Origin of the sequence: Sphingobium baderi, assembly GCF_001456115.1 — a bacterium.
In the GTDB taxonomy this organism is placed as follows: domain Bacteria; phylum Pseudomonadota; class Alphaproteobacteria; order Sphingomonadales; family Sphingomonadaceae; genus Sphingobium; species Sphingobium baderi_A.
This window is the reverse complement of record NZ_CP013264.1, coordinates 3375401-3392604: the sequence shown is the minus strand read 5'-3', so window position 1 is coordinate 3392604 and position 17204 is coordinate 3375401. Positions and strand designations below refer to the sequence as shown.

At 64.6% G+C, this 17204-nt stretch carries 16 protein-coding genes; 10 read left to right on the top strand and 6 right to left on the bottom strand.

What is annotated here, in order from left to right; genetic code table 11:
- Positions 1 to 65: 65 nt before the first annotated feature.
- Together ATN00_RS16580 and moaA are read right to left on the bottom strand one after the other, a co-directional pair.
- Complete coding sequence (locus tag ATN00_RS16580; RefSeq protein ID WP_062066547.1) at positions 66 to 842, bottom strand: NAD kinase; 777 nt, start codon at positions 840 to 842, stop codon at positions 66 to 68.
- Positions 839 to 1852: a GTP 3',8-cyclase MoaA gene (moaA, locus tag ATN00_RS16575; RefSeq protein ID WP_062066544.1), complete on the bottom strand. Its 1014-nt coding sequence runs from the start codon at positions 1850 to 1852 to the stop codon at positions 839 to 841. Before moaA ends, ATN00_RS16580 begins: the two co-directional genes overlap by 4 nt.
- 121 nt (positions 1853 to 1973) lie before the next feature.
- On the opposite strand from moaA, the gene ATN00_RS16570 reads away from it, so the two are divergent.
- The 3 genes from ATN00_RS16570 to ATN00_RS16560 all read left to right on the top strand — a co-directional run bounded on the left by ATN00_RS16570 (position 1974) and on the right by ATN00_RS16560 (position 5450).
- Positions 1974 to 2348 (top strand): ANTAR domain-containing protein, encoded by a 375-nt coding sequence (locus ATN00_RS16570; protein WP_062066541.1) that lies wholly within the window; start codon positions 1974 to 1976, stop codon positions 2346 to 2348.
- A gap of 58 nt (positions 2349 to 2406) precedes the next feature.
- Positions 2407 to 3771, top strand: coding sequence for a transposase (locus ATN00_RS16565; protein ID WP_013039168.1), 1365 nt, complete (start codon positions 2407 to 2409; stop codon positions 3769 to 3771).
- Positions 3772 to 3839: 68 nt separating this feature from the next.
- Complete coding sequence (locus ATN00_RS16560; protein ID WP_082635231.1) at positions 3840 to 5450, top strand: putative bifunctional diguanylate cyclase/phosphodiesterase; 1611 nt, start codon at positions 3840 to 3842, stop codon at positions 5448 to 5450.
- On the opposite strand, the gene ATN00_RS16555 is transcribed toward ATN00_RS16560, so the two are convergent.
- From ATN00_RS16555 to ATN00_RS16540, 4 genes are all read right to left on the bottom strand, one after another.
- Positions 5439 to 6191 carry a TorF family putative porin gene (locus ATN00_RS16555; RefSeq protein ID WP_082635230.1) on the bottom strand — a complete coding sequence of 251 codons (753 nt, stop codon included), beginning with the start codon at positions 6189 to 6191 and terminating at the stop codon, positions 5439 to 5441. The two genes, ATN00_RS16560 and ATN00_RS16555, sit on opposite strands and share 12 nt — an antisense overlap.
- Entirely contained in the window at positions 6163 to 6573 is a 411-nt protein-coding gene (locus ATN00_RS16550; RefSeq protein WP_062066534.1) for a hypothetical protein, read from the bottom strand. Before ATN00_RS16550 ends, ATN00_RS16555 begins: the two co-directional genes overlap by 29 nt.
- A gap of 119 nt (positions 6574 to 6692) precedes the next feature.
- Positions 6693 to 10172 (bottom strand): transcription-repair coupling factor, encoded by a 3480-nt coding sequence (gene mfd / locus ATN00_RS16545; protein ID WP_062068909.1) that lies wholly within the window; start codon positions 10170 to 10172, stop codon positions 6693 to 6695.
- Between the two features lie 109 nt (positions 10173 to 10281).
- Positions 10282 to 10545, bottom strand: a complete 264-nt coding sequence (locus tag ATN00_RS16540; protein WP_062066531.1) for an FAD assembly factor SdhE — start codon at positions 10543 to 10545, stop codon at positions 10282 to 10284.
- Positions 10546 to 10689: 144 nt separating this feature from the next.
- Here ATN00_RS16540 and recG point away from each other — a divergent pair, with 144 nt between their 5' ends.
- The 7 genes from recG (at position 10690) to ATN00_RS16505 (ending at position 17147) form a co-directional block, all read left to right on the top strand.
- Positions 10690 to 12753, top strand: a complete 2064-nt coding sequence (gene recG / locus ATN00_RS16535) for an ATP-dependent DNA helicase RecG (RefSeq protein WP_062066528.1) — start codon at positions 10690 to 10692, stop codon at positions 12751 to 12753.
- Between the two features lie 223 nt (positions 12754 to 12976).
- The gene (locus tag ATN00_RS16530) at positions 12977 to 13723 is read left to right on the top strand and encodes a hypothetical protein (protein ID WP_062066525.1); all 747 of its coding nucleotides are present in this window, start codon (positions 12977 to 12979) and stop codon (positions 13721 to 13723) included.
- A gap of 51 nt (positions 13724 to 13774) precedes the next feature.
- Positions 13775 to 14158: a fluoride efflux transporter CrcB gene (crcB, locus tag ATN00_RS16525; RefSeq protein ID WP_062066522.1), complete on the top strand. Its 384-nt coding sequence runs from the start codon at positions 13775 to 13777 to the stop codon at positions 14156 to 14158.
- A complete protein-coding gene (locus ATN00_RS16520; protein ID WP_062066519.1) occupies positions 14155 to 15537 on the top strand; it encodes an RluA family pseudouridine synthase in 1383 nt (460 codons plus the stop codon). Before crcB ends, ATN00_RS16520 begins: the two co-directional genes overlap by 4 nt.
- Complete coding sequence (locus tag ATN00_RS16515) at positions 15537 to 16199, top strand: HAD-IA family hydrolase (protein WP_062066516.1); 663 nt, start codon at positions 15537 to 15539, stop codon at positions 16197 to 16199. Before ATN00_RS16520 ends, ATN00_RS16515 begins: the two co-directional genes overlap by 1 nt.
- Complete coding sequence (locus tag ATN00_RS16510; RefSeq protein WP_062066512.1) at positions 16192 to 16455, top strand: hypothetical protein; 264 nt, start codon at positions 16192 to 16194, stop codon at positions 16453 to 16455. The genes ATN00_RS16515 and ATN00_RS16510 overlap by 8 nt, the downstream gene beginning before the upstream one ends.
- Positions 16452 to 17147 (top strand): ATP12 family chaperone protein, encoded by a 696-nt coding sequence (locus ATN00_RS16505; protein ID WP_062066510.1) that lies wholly within the window; start codon positions 16452 to 16454, stop codon positions 17145 to 17147. The genes ATN00_RS16510 and ATN00_RS16505 overlap by 4 nt, the downstream gene beginning before the upstream one ends.
- Positions 17148 to 17204 lie beyond the last annotated feature (57 nt).

Here is a 17204-nt window from a genome sequence, read left to right as displayed (position 1 = left end):
CGCCGGGCAGGCCGCGCCTATAGCAGCGAGATTCGTGGAATGGCAAGCGCTAATCCGTGAAAATTTCAGGCTATGAACTGCTCGGCGGCAATGCGATCGTCGAGCGTATGTTCCGGGTCGAAAAGCAGCGTCAGAGGGGTCGCGCGATCAATGGCGACCTCCACCCGCGCGACGTCGCGGACTTCACGCTGGTCCGCCACGGCGCTGACGGGACGCTTGACGGGATCGAGTACGGTGAAGCGGATCGTCGTGCTTTCCGGTAATATGGCGCCCCGCCAGCGACGGGGGCGAAAGGGGCTGATCGGCGTTAAAGCGACAAGGCCCGATCCAAGGGGAAGGATGGGCCCATGTGCTGACAGGTTATAAGCCGTCGATCCGGCGGGGGTGGCAACCAGAACGCCGTCGCATACGAGTTCGGGCAGGACCGTGCGGTCGTTGACTTCAACTTCCAGTCTGGCGGTCTGGCGGGTTTCGCGCAGCAGCGATACCTCGTTAATGGCGGGAATGGAGAAGCGCTCGCCATCTACCGTGTCCACAGTCATCCGTAACGGCGTGACCTTGAACGCCTTGGCGGAATGCATCCGCTGCTCGAGCCGTTCCAGCCGCCATTCGTTCATCAGGAATCCGACAGTGCCCAGGTTCATGCCGAAAATGGGTAGGATGCGGCGGCTTTCGAGCATGGAATGCAACGTCTGGAGCATGAAGCCGTCACCGCCCAGGGCGACGATCATATTCGCCTGCTCTTGCGGTACGAAGTCATAAGTGGCCCGCAGCCGCTCCTCGGCCGCTTTGGCCGCCGGAGTTGGAGACGCGACGAGGGCGCGCCGCACTTCGCCGCTCATCCGCCCGTAACACTCATATGACGGTTAACAGCGGCGGCTGGAGCGTCCGCTCCGATTCGGAAATCATGCCGCGCGGGTTTTAGGCGCAGGGCACGGTCGATCAACGGCTGAACCGCATCCAGACCGCCTTCGCGCAGCGCAGCGCGGAAATCGACATGATCCTCATGTCCCAGGCACATGAATATCTTGCCCTCGCATGTCATACGCATCCGGTTGCAGTCGGCGCAGAAATTATTGGTGAGCGGCGTGATAAGCCCGAGGCGTGCGGTCATGCCTTCCACGGCATGATAGCGTGCAGGGCCGCCCGTTCGATGAGGCAGAGCCTTCAGGACATGGTGCCGCCCGATATGCTCCATCACCTGCGTCAGCGGCAGATAATGGTCCGTGCGATCCTCGCCCGTATCGCCCAACGGCATGGTTTCGATGAGGGTCAGATCGAAACCCTGGCTGTCGCACCATTGGAGCATAGGTAGAATTTCATGTTCGTTCACGCCTCTGAGCGCGACCATATTAATCTTGACGGCGAGGCTCGCTTCGCGCGCGGCATCCAGCCCTTGCAGTACTTTGGAGATATCGCCGCCACGCGTGATATGCGCGAAACATGTGGGTGAAAGGCTGTCCAGGCTGACATTGATGCGCCGAACGCCGGCATTGTGCAAAGCAGCGGCATGTCCGGCCAGCCGCATGCCGTTGGTGGTGAGTGTAAGTTCGTCCAGACCCTTGCCCAGATGACGGCCGATCCGGTGGACCAGATCGGGCATATCGCGTCGAACCAGCGGCTCGCCACCCGTCAGTCTGATCTTCCTGATGCCGCGGGCAATAAAAAGATCCGCCAACAGGGCGATTTCTTCCAGCGTCAACACCTGGTTCTTGGGTAGAAAGGACATGCGCTCCGCCATGCAATAACGGCAGCGCAGGTCACAGCGGTCGGTGACGGATATCCGCAGATAATCGATCCGGCGGCCGAGGCCGTCAGTCATGGGCGCGCGGGAAAGATCGACCATGGCCATGACCTCTTAGCTAGGCGATGCATCGGGCGGGTGCAAGCGCTGCCAGTTGCGGGACGGTCAAGAGGTCAGTAACCGATTGCTGTTAAGGGGATGCAATGCGCGTCCTCAAGGAGTCGATTGTGTGAGCGGTTCAGCCGCGCCCGATGGGCAGCGCAGTGTTTTCATCCTGTCTCCGCATGACCGGGACAGGCTGTGCCATGCCGTGCAGGCGGCCGGATGGCATGCCATCGGCGCACGCAGATCGTCGGACGCCCCCCAACGTTATTTGCGGAGCGAGGCGCAGATCGTGCTGATCGACATGCGGGAAGGGCCTGAGCTTGAAAAGCTGCTGACGCCGCTGGTGCCCGCTACGGTGGCGGGTGGTGGCGCGTTGATCGTTCTGGTGGACGCCATAGACACAGGCTCGATCCCCGCATTGCTGGCGGCGGGCGCCACGCATTTTCTGACCGAACCTTTCACCCAGGCCAGCCTGACGGCGACCTTATCAGGCCGTTGACGAAGTCGGCGGTGGCTGATTCAGTGCGGCAGTGGGATTGTCTGGCGGGTTAGCGGCGATGGCGATGGGGCGTGATAGCGAGGTCCAGTCCGATTTGATCGTGACGTGGGCGGAGATACCGCGTTCACCGGGGCATGTTTTCTACGACAAGCTCCAGAAGCTGCTGGCCGAGGCGGGCTTCGATGGCTTTGTCGAGAAGACGTGCAAGCCCTATTATGCGCCGCGGATGGGAGCCCCGTCGCTGCCGCCGGGCCGCTATTTCCGCATGCTGCTGATCGGCTATTTCGAGGGCATCGACAGCGAACGCGGGATTGTCTGGCGCTGTTCGGATTCGCTGTCGCTGCGGGAGTTCCTGCGACTGTCGAGCCGCGACAAGGTCCCTGATCATAGCTGGTTGTCGAAGACGCGGAGCCGCCTGCCGCACGAGGTACATGACCAGATCTTCGGCTGGGTACTGGCCCTCGTCGCCGGGCACGATCTGGTGAAAGGCGAGCGGATCGGCGTCGATGGCTCGACCATGGAGGCGAACGCCGCGCTGCGTACCATCGTGCGGCGTGACAATGGCGAGACCTACCGCGAGATGCTGGTGCGCATGGCGCAAGAGAGCGGCATCGACACGCCGACGATCGACGACCTTGTCCGGCTCGATCGCAAACGCAAGGGCAAGAAGCTGTCGAATGCGGACTGGGCGAGCAAGACCGATCCCGACGCGAAGGTCGCGCGGATGAAGAACGGCTCGACGCGTCTGGCCTACAAGCCCGAACACGCGGTCGATCTCGACACGGGTGTTATCGTGGCAGCGCCGATCCACCCGGCCGACAAGGGCGACACGACAACGCTCGACGCCACGCTGGAGACGGCAGCACGCAACCTCGCCGACATTGGCCTGGCGCCGACGTCCGGGGATCCCTGCGATCTTGTGACCGATAAAGGCTATCATTCGCGCGAGCTCCTCAAGGGTCTCGACGGCGACATCTGGAAGACGCGCATCGCCGAGCCGGCACCGCCGAATGGATATCTGCGCTGGCACGGCGACGAGGCTGCCCAGAAGGCCGTCTACGCCAATCGGTCTCGCCTGAAATCCGCCGTCGGACGCAAGGCGATGCGCAAGCGTGGTGAGATGGTCGAGCGTAGCTTTGCCCACGTCCTGGATCGCGGCGGCATGCGCCGCGCGTGGCTGCGCGGGCGCGAGAATGTTCACAAGCGTTATTTGATCCACGTCGCCGGGTTCAATCTTGGCATTCTCATGCGCGCCCTGTTCGGTTGCGGCACTCCGAGGGGCGCCAGGGGCGCATCCAAGGCATTCTTGTTCGTAGTTCAGACCGATGTTGCGCTCGTCATCGCCCTCGTCGCCGAGTTCGACGGAGAAAGGGCCATGCTCCTCATCGTTTTTACCCCTGAAGGCGCTGACAGACCCGGCTGAAAACCGACTTCGTCACCGCGCTGTTATGGTCGGCCGAGCGGCTGGTCGAGCGGCTGGGCGGCGGCGCGATGCACAGCAGTCGCGCCCAGCGTATTCGGCGAGGCGACGCGCTGTATTGGGAAATGGATCGCAAGCGCGGCGCATTGCGGTTGAGCGAAAATCTGGTTCGGCAACTGGACTTGCCGAATCAGTATATGGCGCCGTCCAAATTGCTGCGCCGCCTGTCGCGGCCGGAAAGGCGTGCGGCGCTGGCCGCATTGGAGGGATTGAAGCGATCCGGCCGTTCCGCCGCCTTCGCGCATGATGTGCCGGAGCGGGCGGGCGACAGGCTGGTTCATCATCTGCGCTATGCGGATGGCGCGCCGGCGGCGGATGTTGAATGGTTGCATGGCGGGCATGAACAGGACGGCATCGGTCGTGATTATCTGACGGGACTGCGTTCGCGCCAGACTGCGCTTGAATGGCTGGATGGCCGGGCGGGGCTGGCGACGACGATCCTGTTGCTTTCGATCAGCCAGTTCGACCGAATGAACGCGGCCTATGGGCAGGTGGTGGGCGACGCTCTGCTGGGACGTATCGCGCGCCGGATCGAGCGCGTGGTGGACGATGTGGCGCAGGGCGCGACTGTCGCGCGCATCGCAGGCACTGAATTTCTGGTCGGCTTGACTGGGGAAGCAGCCGAGCGCGACCGGGCGACGTTTCTGGCACGTCAGATCATCGGAGCGATCGGCAGGCCTTTCAGCGCGGGCGATCATCTCATCCGTCTGACGGCGCGCTGTGGCATCGCCCAATCCCGTCCGGAGGATGATGCAACGCAATTGTTGAAGCGGGCGGGAACGGCCCTCGCGGACGCCAAGCGAACGGACGGGGAAGGGATACGCATCCTTTCCGCGGAAAAGCGCAGCCGCCAGGTCGATTCCGATCAGCTCGAAACGGATTTGCGTCTGGCGCTCGACCGGGGGGAGATAGGCATTGTCTTTCAACCACAATATCCTGTGGGGCAGGAACGGATTATCGGCGTGGAGGCGCTCGCCCGCTGGAATCATTCGCAATATGGGCCGTTGGGCGCCGGGATATTGTTCACGACGGCGGAACGGTCCGATTATATGCTACCCCTGTCCGCGCATATTCAGGCGGAAGCCCTGCGGCAGGCCGCCGCATGGCCGCGCGCGCTGTCGGACCTGCGCCTTTCGCTGAACGTCACGGCGGCGGATATTGCCCAGCCCGGATTTCTCCTGGAGTTCCTGGATCTGGTTGACCGGACTGGCTTTCCCCGATCCCGCCTGACGGTTGAAATCACGGAAAGCGGCTTGATAGAGGATGTGAGCGCCGCTGCCGCATTGCTGACGGCGTTGCGGGCCGAAGGACTGGCTGTCGCGATCGATGATTTCGGCACCGGCTATTCCAGTCTTGCCTATCTCAAAAATCTGCCGCTCGACTATCTGAAGATCGACAGTGGCCTCGCGCAGGATATTTCCGGTACGGCACGGGACCGGATCATCGTGCGGGGCGTCATCCACATGGCGAAATCCCTTGGCCTGCGGGTGATCGCGGAGGGTGTCGAAACCGAGCAGCAACTGAATCTGCTCGCCCATGAAGGCTGCGATTTTTATCAGGGATTCCTGCGCTCGGCGGGCGTGTCGTCCGACGAGCTTGTGGCGCTGGTGTTACAGGCTTAGGCCGAAACGCGCGATCAGGGTCGCGCCGGTATGCGCGCTGCCGGGGCCGCCAATGTCGCTGTTGGCGTAGCGAAGCCCGGCGAACCAGCGATCTTGCAGATAGTCGATGCTGACGCCATGGTCCCAATAGGCGCCGTCCGGCCGCAGGCGCGCGGCACGGGCCGGATCGTCCACATCGCCCGATGATCGTCCGATGCGTGCTGACAGGGTGAGCGGGGTCCCCGGCACGCCGATGGCAGCGGAGGCGGCAATATACAGATTGTCGCCGCCGATGGACGACTGCGTCGGTGCATAATTTGCGGTGAGGTCGATGCTGGCCGGTCCGATCAGAAATCCCGCTCCGGCCCCCAGTTCGCCATAGCCCTGATGAGAAGAGCCGGGGAACAGATGGTAGCGCCCCTCGGCGGACAGGCGCCAGCCGCCGACCTGCCGCACATAAGTCACCCCGACATCGGCCACGCCGTCAGCTCCGCCATGCCGGTCGCTTCCCCAGAGGGAAACAGCGGCGGCGTCGAGGCTGAGGCCCTCGGCGACAGGCAAGGACAAGGTGCCGCGCAGTACCGGATCGCCGTCGCTCCAGCTGATGCCGCGACGGCGTTCGTCGCTGGCGACCTCCACTGTGGCGGACAGGCCGTTGACATATTGGGCGTGAACCGGAGCGGCACTTGTCGCGGCGATAGCGCAGCAAGCGAGCGCCGCCCAATCCATCCGATCAATTCGAGGCAAGATTGTAAATGGCATCAAGCTCCGCCAATAGCGGCGCATGGTCCTGCTGTGCAACCGTCATAAGATGCACGCGGATCTGATCCTGATACTTTGCCATCTGGCGCACGCCGATGTCACGGCCAGAGGTGCAGGCGCCCGCCTCGCTGCCCGAAAATTCGCGGTCGGTAGGGATGGCGCGCGTCAGGGAGGGGCTATGGCTCAACTGGCGGTCGACCATGACGGTCGCTTTCCAATGGCAGCGGCGCATGTCGGCGCGGTTGGGCGTGTGCGCGCCCACCGTGCGCGTCTTGATGTCGGCGCGGGCGGCATAGGTCGCTTCGACCGGCGCGCCGCGATGGTCGATCTGGACGGTATGCGTCGCGACTGCCGCCGCGAGCGCGATAAGGGTTAAACTCATGTCATTCTCCTGCTGCGAAGCCGGGCTATGTTGCCCGATCGTCCACGCAGGATTTAGGAAAGGACTGTTGCTGCTCTTTTGCTGGGCGATAACAAAGTCCTGCCTTCTTCATACAATCGTCAGCCTGCCGCCTTGGCGAGCCCTTTGGACAATTGCAGCGCGCCGTTGAGCCGTGCGCCGGGATCGGCCCATAAGCGGTTGACCACGACCTTGCTGTCGGGACGAAGCCGCGCTACGCCATCGAGACGCTGGATATAGCTGACGAGGCCCGCCGGATTGGGGAAACGGTCTTCATGAAAGCTGACCAGCGCCCCCTTCGGCCCCACGTCGATCTTGGCGATATTGGCCTTGAGGCAATTCTGCTTGATTTCGATGATCTTGAGCAGGTTCTGCGTCGGCGCGGGGAGCTTGCCGAAACGATCGATGAGTTCGGCGGCGAAGGATTCGAGGCCCTGCCGATCCTCCATTTCGTTGATCCGGCGATACAGGCCCATGCGGAGGTCGAGATCGGGAACATAATCGTCCGGGATCATGATCGGTGCATCGACGCTGATCTGTGGCGAGTAGCTGTCGCGCGGGCGTTCGAGGCCGACGCCGCCCGCCTTTGCCTCCATGATCGCGTCCTCCAGCATCGACTGGTAAAGTTCGAATCCGACTTCCCTGATGTGCCCCGACTGCTCGTCGCCCACCAAATTGCCCGCCCCGCGAATATCGAGATCGTGGGAGGCCAATTGGAACCCTGCGCCCAGTGTGTCGAGGTCGGACAGCACCTTCAGCCGCTTTTCCGCCGTTTCGGTAATGACGCGATTGGCGGGCGTGGTGAAATAGGCATAGGCCCGCGTCTTGGCCCGGCCCACGCGCCCGCGCAGTTGGTAAAGCTGGGCGAGGCCGAAGCGGTCGGCGCGGTGGATGATGAGCGTGTTGGCGCTGGGGATGTCGAGGCCGCTTTCGACGATGGTGGTCGACAGCAGCACGTCGTAACGCTTGTCGTAGAAGGCGGACATGCGTTCTTCCACCTCGCTCGCCGCCATCTGGCCATGGGCGACGACGGGGCGGACTTCGGGCACTTCGGTTCGCAGATATTCCTCTATGTCGGCAAGATCGGAGATGCGAGGCACGACGAAGAAGCTCTGCCCGCCGCGATAATGTTCGCGCAACAGCGCCTCGCGAATGACCACGGCGTCCCACGGCATGATATAGGTGCGGACGGCGAGGCGATCCACGGGCGGCGTCTGGATGACGCTGAGTTCTCGCAGGCCCGACATCGCCATCTGGAGCGTGCGGGGAATGGGGGTGGCGGTCAGCGTCAGGACGTGCACGTCGGTCTTGAGGTTCTTGAGCCGTTCCTTGTGCGTGACGCCGAAGCGCTGTTCTTCATCCACGATGACGAGGCCGAGGCGCTTGAACTCCAGACCCTTGGCGAGCAGCGCATGGGTGCCGACTACGATGTCGACGGTGCCGTCCGCCAAACCGGCTTTCACGGCTTTTGCCTCCTTGTCGGGGACGAGGCGGGAGAGGCGGCCGATATTGACCGGGAAGCCGCGGAAGCGTTCCACGAAATTCATGTGATGCTGGCGAGCGAGCAGGGTGGTGGGGCAGATAAGCACCACCTGCATCCCCGCCATCGCCGCGACGAAGGCGGCGCGCAGGGCGACCTCGGTCTTGCCGAAGCCAACATCGCCGCAGACGAGCCGATCCATCGGTTTGCCCGCGCCCAGATCCTCGACCACGTCGCTGATGGCGCGGTCCTGATCGTCCGTCTCCTGATAGGGGAAGCGGTCGACAAAGGCGGGATAGCCCGCCGCATCCGGCTCCGCGACGATTGCGGGGCGCAGGGCGCGTTCGGCGGCGGTCTTGAGGAGTTCGCCTGCGATCTCGCGGATGCGTTCCTTCATCCGCGCCTTGCGCCGCTGCCACGCTTCGCCGCCCAGGCGGTCGAGCGTGACGCCATCACTCTCGGAGCCGTAGCGGGAGAGGACTTCAAGATTTTCGACCGGGACGTAGAGCTTGTCGCCGCCTGCATATTCCAGCGCGACGCAATCATGCGCGGCCTTGGCGACCGGGATCTGGGTCAGCCCCTCATAGCGGCCGATACCGTGGTCGCGGTGGACGACGAGGTCGCCGGGGGAGAGGGTCGCCAGTTCCTGGAGGAAGGCGTCGGCGCTTTTCTTGCGCCTGGCGCGGCGGACGAGGCGGTCGCCCAGCATGTCCTGTTCGGTGAGGACGGCGACATCGGGCGTGGTGAAACCATGATCGAGATGAAGAACTGAAAGCGTTGTTGCGCCGGTGGCGGCGAGGCCGAGGGCTTCCTGCCAGTCGTCGGCGGCCGCCAGCCTTTTGACGCCGTGGTCGGCGAGGAGGCCGGACAGGCGTTCGCGCGCGCCGGGCGAATAGGAGGCGATGATCACCCTTTTCCTATCGCGCTGAAGGGCGGCGATATGTTTTCCAACAGCTTCGTATATATTCGCATTCTGGGCGCGTTCGGGGGCGAAGTCGCGGGGGCCGTCGACGTTGAAGTCGATGACGGCGGCGCTTTCCGGTTCGTGGAAGGGCGTGGTGGCGTGCATCGGCCAGTCGCGGGCCACAGCTTCCCACTCCTGCGCGTCCAGATAGAGCGCCTTTGGCTCCAGCGGGCGATAGGCGCCGGGGTCGGAGGATTTCGCGGCGATGCGGTTGGCGTGATAGTCGCGGATCGCCTCGAAACGGGCTTCGGCCGCGCCCGCGACGCCATGGTCGAGGATGATGACGGTGCTGTCGCCGCTCAGATGATCGGTGAGGGGGACCAGCCGTTCCTCGAACAGGGGGAGCCAATGCTCCATGCCCGCCAGCCGCCGTCCCTCGCTTACCGCCTGATAGAGCGGGTCGCCTGTTGCGGTCGCCCCGAAGATTTCGCGATAGCGGCCCCGGAAACGCTTGATCGTTTCCTCGTCCAGCAAGGCTTCGGAGGCGGGGAGGAGGGTGAAGCCATTAACGCTGCCCGTGGTGCGCTGGTCGGCGGGATCGAAACGGCGGACCGTCTCAATCTCATCGCCGAAGAAGTCGAGGCGCAGGGGCTGTTCCTCGCCGCCGGGGAAGAGGTCCACAATGCCGCCGCGAATGGCGAACTCGCCCCGGTCGTGCACGGTGTCAGTGCGGACATAGCCATTGGTTTGCAGCATGTCGGCAAGCCGCTGGATGGCGATCCGTTCCTTGGGCGCGAGCTTTGCGACAAGCTGGCGGACGCGGAAGGGTGTCAGCGTCCGCTGGGTCAGCGCGTTGAGGGTGGTGACGACGAGTTGCGGCCTCCTGGGCGTGTCCTGAAGCCTGTGAAGGCCCGCGAGCCGCGCCGACGCGCTACGCAGCGACGGGCTGGCGCGGTCATAGGGCAGGCAGTCCCAGGCCGGGATTTCGATGATCTCAATCTCTGGCGCGAAATAATGGGCGGTGTCGGCGACGGCGCGCATCAGCGCATCGTCGGGGGCGATGAACAAAGCGCGGCCTTCCCCCGAACCGAAGGCTGCGCGGGCCATGTCGGCGAGCAGCCAGGGCTGGAAACCCGCAGGGACGCCGGAGAGGGTGAGCGGGGCTTTCGCCTTCAGGATTTTGGGGAGGTCGGTCATATGGGAAATATTGTCTTTCGGCTCAATCATGCTCCTGCGAAGGCAGGGGCCCGGGCCCAAGGTCTGAACTGGGCTTCTGCCTTCGCAGGAGCGCGTGGGTGCGCTGTGATTAGACGACCTTTACGAAATCGAGCTTGAGAAAGCGGTCCATCATCGGGCCTTGCCATTCATCGGGCACAGGAATGGTGCCCATGGCCCAGCCCATGATGTCGGCATCCTGTTCTTCCATCAACCGCTCGAACCATGCGGTTTCTTCTTCGTTCCACGTCGCGTGATAGCGGTCGAAGAAGCCGCCGACCGTATAGTCCGCTTCCCGCGTGCCGCGATGCCATGCCCGGAACTGGATGCGGCGCATCTGGGGATTGTCGTTCATGATGTGTTCCTTTAACGGGCAAGCCAAATGCGCCGATCGGATGTTTGCGCCACCGTCCCGGCTGGTGTTTTTGTTGGAGGCATTTTCCGAGTCGCCGGACATACCCTCCGGCTCGAAAATGCTCTAGAGCGACGTCAGATAGACATGCGACCCGATATTCTCAATCCGCTCTTTGCCGAAATATCGGCCCTGAAAGGCGTCGGACCGTCGCTGGCGAAGCCGTTGGAGCGGCTGGCGCTGGCGCGTGCGGTCGATGTGGCCTTCCATCTGCCGGTCAGTTTCATCGACCGCAGGCTGACCGACGAACTCAGCATGGCGGATGCCGGGCGGGTGATCGGGATCGAATTGACGCCGGTGGATTACCGGGCGAGCGGGAGCGCGCGGGCACCCTTCCGGGTGCAGGCGGTGGACGGGCACGGCAATGCGGTCGCCCTCGTTTATTTCGGGCGGAACAGCGCATGGCCGCGCAAGCTGCTGCCGCTGAACGAGCCGCGCTTCGTGTCGGGGAAGTTGGAAAGCTATGGCGATAACCTCCAGATCGTGCATCCCGACTATGTGCTGCCGCCGGAGGAAGCGGAGACGGTGCCGGCGCGGGAGGCGGTCTATGGGCTGTCCGAAGGGCTGACCAACAACCGGATGCGCGATCTGGCGGGGCAGGCGCTGGCCCGCGCGCCGGAATTGCCCGAATGGATCGAACCGAGCCTGCTGGCGCGCAAGGGATGGCCCGGCTGGCGTGAGGCGCTGACCCGCGCCCATGCCGACCCGTCCGATGCTCTGGCGCGGGAGCGGCTGGCCTATGACGAGATATTCGCCGGGCAACTGGCGCTGATGCTGGTGCGGCAATCCTCGCGCAAGCGGCGGGGCGTGCCGATTGCCGGGGATGGACGCTTGCGGGCGATGCTGAACCTGCCCTTTGCGCCAACGGGGGCGCAGCGACGGGCCTTTGGCGAGATTGAGGGCGATATGGCGCAGGGCGTGCCGATGCTGCGGCTGCTTCAAGGGGATGTGGGGTCGGGCAAGACGCTGGTGGCGTTGATGGCGCTGCTCAATGCCGTTGAGGCGGGCGCGCAGGGGGCTTTGCTGGCCCCGACCGAGATCCTGGCGCGACAGCATTATGAGGGGTTGCGGCGGATGGTCGCGGGCCTGCCGGTGGAGATCGCCATCCTGACGGGGCGGGAGAAGGGCAAGGTGCGCGAGGCTACGCTGATGGGTCTGGCGGACGGCAGCATCGACATATTGGTCGGCACCCATGCGATTTTTCAGGAGGCGGTGCGCTATCGCAATCTGGCGCTGGCGGTGATCGACGAGCAGCATCGCTTCGGCGTGGCGCAGCGCATGATGCTGGCGGCCAAGGCGGAGCGGACGCCGCATTTGCTGGTGATGACCGCGACGCCGATCCCGCGCACGCTGACGCTGACCTATTATGGCGAAATGGACGTGTCGCGGCTGGACGAGATGCCGCCGGGACGGCAGCCGATCCAGACGCTGGTGATGTCATCGCAGCGGATCGACGAGGTGGTGGAGGCGCTCGCCCGCCATGTCGAAGGCGGAGGGCAAGCCTATTGGGTGTGCCCGCTGGTCGAGGAAAGCGAAACAAGCGATCAGGCCGCGGCCGAGGCGCGGGCGGAGGCTCTGAAGATGCGCTTTGGCGAGCGGGTCGGCCTGGTCCACGGGCGGATGAAGGGGACGGACAAGGACGCGGCGATGGACGCCTTCGCCGCCAACCGGACGCAGATATTGGTGGCGACGACGGTGATCGAGGTGGGCGTGGACGTGCCCAATGCCAGCCTTATCATCATCGAGGGGGCGGATCGTTTTGGCCTGGCCCAGTTGCACCAGTTGCGCGGGCGCGTGGGGCGCGGGGACAAAGCTTCGGTCTGCCTGCTGTTGCGGGGAGGTGCGCTTTCCGAAACGGCGCGGGCAAGGCTGGCGCTGATGCGGGAGACGAATGACGGCTTTCGGATCGCGGAAGAGGATTTGCGGCTGCGGGGCGCGGGGGAGATATTGGGCACGCGGCAGTCGGGGGAGGCGCAATTGAAGCTGGCGACGCCCGAGCATCTGTCCGCCCTGATCGATGCGGCGCGGGACGACGCGCACCTGCTGATGGAGCGGGACGGCGGGCTGGCGCAGGAGCGGGGGCAGGCGGCGCGGACCTGTCTCTACCTGTTCGAGCGCGACGCGGCTGTGGGCTTGCTGCGGAGCGGGTGAGGGGAGCGGGATGACGGTGGCGGCTTTGCTGTTAAGCAAGCCATGCTCCTGCGAAGGCAGGAGCGCGATGTATGGGAGATAAGCGTACGGCCCGCAAACCACCCAAACCGGACACCCGCCGCATATTTGCAGTGCATCGCCAAAAATTTCCTGCGATTCACCAATAGTCCTAACGGAAAATTAACTTCCGTTCTTCATGCCTCGTTTACGAAGGAGTGAAGCTATGGCGTTTTCCCGGTCCTATTGCGCGGCTGCTATGCTTATGACTTTGCCGCTCGTCGCATGCGGCAAGGATGACAAGAACGCCAATCTTGCCGCGCTCGACGCGCAGCTCACCAACAATATGGTCGATCCCGCGCTCAAGAGCGCGCTTGCCGACCAGATCGTCGTCGATCCGAAACTCACCGGACAGTCCAACCGCAACGCCGTGCGTCCCGCCGACAAGCCCGCCAATGCCGCGCTTCCGGTGCTGACGGGCGATGCGGCCAAGGCACTGGCGCAAGCGGTGCAACGCGCGGGCGGCAAGCTGCTCGCCGCGCCCGCCCCGGCGCAGGGCGGACAGATGGAATCGACCGTGACGCTCGGCGCGCTGGCTCGCGAACAGGCGCAGCGGACCGGCGGCAAGAATTGCAGCAAGCAGCTCGTTTACGGGATGCAGTGGTCGCAACGCCTGCCCGAACCCTTCACCCTCTATCCCGGCGCGCAACTGCTCGAAGCAGCGGGCGCGGAGAAGGACGGCTGCACCCTGCGCGCCGCCAGCTTCACCACGCCGGTGCCGAAAAAGAGCGTCATCGATTACTATTTCACGCAGGCGCGGCGGGCCGGTTTCGACGCGGAACATCGCATCATCGACGGCGACAATGTGCTGGGCGGCACGCGCAAGGATGACGGTGCAGCCTATTTCCTGCTGTTCACCGATGCGCCTGGTGGCAGGACGAATGTCGATATCATCGCCGACAACGGGAAATAGTAGCCCATAGCGCCATTTCCTTTGCCGCGTTTTCCCTTTAGGGCGGGCGGCATGAATAATCTGCTTCTCGTCATGGGTGGCGGTGCGGTCGGTTCCGCGCTGCGTTACCTGCTGGGGCGGCTGGCCGGGCACATGCTGCCGGGCGCGGCCTGGCCCTGGGGGACGTTTGCCGCCAATATATTGGGCGGCCTCGCCATGGGCCTGCTGGCGGGATGGCTGGCGCGGTTCAGCACTGGGTCGGGGGAACCGATCCGACTGTTGCTGGGCGTTGGCCTGCTGGGCGGTTTCACCACCTTTTCCTCCTTCAGTCTGGAAACCATGTTGATGATAGAGCGCGGGCAGGGAGCGATGGCGCTGGGCTATGCGCTGTTTTCCGTGGTCTGCGCGATCGGCGCGCTGGCGGGCGGCCTCCTGTTCATGCGGAGCGTCGCATGAAGGGGCGTCCTCCCGGCAAGCCTTCCGGCCCTTCGCGCGGCGGCAAGTCCGGTGGCGCGGGGAAATCGGGCGGCACAGGCAAGCCCGGCGGGCAGGGTGCGCCCGGTCGCGCGCGCGGCGGAGCCAAGGCGGCGCAGGCGCGCAAGTCCGATGGCGCGAAACCCGCCCCCAGGCCGCAGTCGAAGCCTGCTGCCAAGCCCCGGTCCAGGCGCGAAACCGCCGCCGCAGCGGCGCCGGCAAAGGCCGCGCCCGGCAAGGGCGTGACGCTCGACGTGCGGCAATATCGGGTGGGCGCGGACGATGACGGTATTCGCCTCGACCGCTGGTTCCAGCGCCATTTGCCCGATGTCGGCTTCAACATCGTGTCGCGCTGGTCGCGCACCGGCCAGCTCCGCGTCGATGGCGCGCGCGCCGCGCCGGGCGACCGCATCGCCGAGGGACAACTGATCCGCGTGCCGCCCGCCGAGCCGAAGGCCGCGGCCTCCGACAAGCCCAAGCGCGCCCGCGTCATCGACCTGACGCCCGATGAGGTCGCCTTCGCGCAGGAAATGGTCATCCATCGCGACGCGCAGGCGATCGTCATCAACAAGCCGCCCGGCCTCGCCACGCAGGGCGGCACCAAGACCGACGATCATGTCGACAAACTGCTCGACGGCCTGATGTTCGATCTGGAGACGCGCCCCAAGCTGGTGCACCGGCTGGACAAGGACACGTCTGGCGCGTTGCTGATCGCCCGCACGTCCCGTTCGGCGGCGCATTTCGCCAAGGCCTTCTCCAGTCGCACCGCGCGCAAGGTCTATTGGGCCATCGTCATGGGCGTCCCCAGCATCGCGGATGGCATGGTCGAACTACCCCTTGCCAAGCAACCGGGCACGGGCGGCGAGAAAATGCATGTGGACGAGGCGGAAGGCCTGCCCGCCCGCTCGCGTTATCGCGTGATCGAGCGCGCGGGCAACCGTGCCGCATGGATCGAACTGCAACCCTATACCGGCCGCACCCACCAGCTTCGCGTCCATATGGCGGCGATCGGCCATCCTATTGTCGGCGACGGCAAATATGGCGGCAAGGACGCGTTCCTGTCCGGCTCGATCAGCCGCAAGATGCACCTCCATGCCCGCCGCATCCGGGTGGATCATCCCGATGGCGGACGGATCGACGTGAAGGCGGACCTGCCGGACCATTTCGCCGCCAGCCTCGTTTCGCTGGGCTTCGACCTGTCGGCGGGCGACCTGCCGCTGGACGATGAGATCGAACGCAAGGTGACGCGCGAGGACGAAAAGAAGTTCGCCCGCCAACACGCCAAGCAGGTTCGCAAGGAGCGGCGGGGCGAACGGCGCTCGCGCGGCGCTGGCGATGCGAAAGGCCCCGGAAGGCGCTGATGAGCAACCGGCTTGCGGTTTTCGATTGCGACGGCACGCTGGTCGACAGCCAGCACAGCATCTGCGCGGCGATGGCCCGCGCCTTCGAGGATCAGAAACTGCCCGCGCCGGATCGTCTGGCGATCCTGTCGGTGGTCGGTCTGTCGCTGCCCCATGCCATCGCCCGCCTGCTTCCCGATGCGGAGCCGGATTTTCACGATCACCTGTCCGAATGCTACAAGCTGGCTTTCCAGCAGATGCGCCGGGACAATGCGGTATCGGAACCGCTTTATCCGGGCATGGCCGATCTCATCGCCCGGTTAGACGGCGATGGCTGGCTGCTTGGCGTGGCGACGGGCAAGTCCGACCGGGGCCTGAACCTCTGTCTTGCCCATCATGGCATCGCCGCGCATTTCGTGACGCTCCAGACCGCGGACCGTCATCCCTCCAAACCGCATCCCTCCATGCTGCGGGCTGCCATGGCCGACGCGGGCGCTGTCCCTGAAAGCACGGTGATGATCGGCGATACGGTGTTCGACATCGACATGGGCCTTGCGGCGGGCGTTCGCACGATCGGTGTGGGCTGGGGTTATCATGCGCCGGACGCGCTGATCGCGGCCGGTGCCGTCGCGGTGGCGATGGACAGCGGCGAATTGCACGGCCATATCGGCGCATATGGATGACATGACGCCCCCACCCCCGCCGCCGGTCGATCCCGAAAAAGTCGCACGCCAGCGGTTTTTCGCCATCGGCCTTTTCCGCTTATCGGGCGCGGTTGTCGTGATGTTCGGCATCCTGATCCTGATGGAGCGTTTTTCCTGGGTGCAGGGGAGCAAGGCCAAGGCGATGGGCCTGATCTTCGTCATCGTCGGCCTGTTCCAATATATGATCGTGCCGCGCCTGCTGCTCAGTCTTTTTCGCCGGCACCCGCCAAAATGAGGCGCTTCTACAAGGATGCCGCCATCGTTCCGGGCGATGCGGGCTTCGAAATTCAGCTGGACGGCCGCCCTGTAAGGACGCCCGCCCGCGCCCTTCTGTCGCTGCCCAATGCCGCGCTGGCGCAGGCGGTGGCGGAGGAATGGCGCCGGCAGGGCGACAGCATCGACCCGCGCGCTATGCCCTTTACCGGGCTGGCTAATGCGGCCATCGACCAGATCGCGCCCGCTCGCGAAGCCTTTGCCGCCGGTGTCGCCCGCTATGCCGAAACGGACCTGCTCTGCTATCGCGCGGAGGGACCGGATAGGCTGGTCGCGCGGCAGGCAGCGGCCTGGAATCCGCTGCTGGATTGGGCGCGGACGCGCTATGACGTGACCTTTCGCGTGACGCAGGGGATCATCCATATCGCGCAACCACCCGAAACGCTGGAGCGGCTCGCGACAACCGTTGCGGCGTTCGATCCCTTCACGCTGGCGGGCCTTTCGACGCTGGTGACGCTCAGCGGATCGCTGGTCTGCGGGCTGGCGGTGGTGGATGGCGCGCACGATCCCAAAGCCGTCTGGGCGGCGGCGGAGATCGATGAAGCCTGGCAGGTCGAGCAATGGGGCGAGGATGCCGAAGCCGCCGCCCGCACTGATCTTCGTCGGGAACAATTTTCCACGAACTGCGCCTTTTGCGCGTTGACGCGAGCCTGACGGGCTGGGAACCAACCTGCCTTTTCGTCCATTATTCCGTTGAAAGGCGTTCGTTGC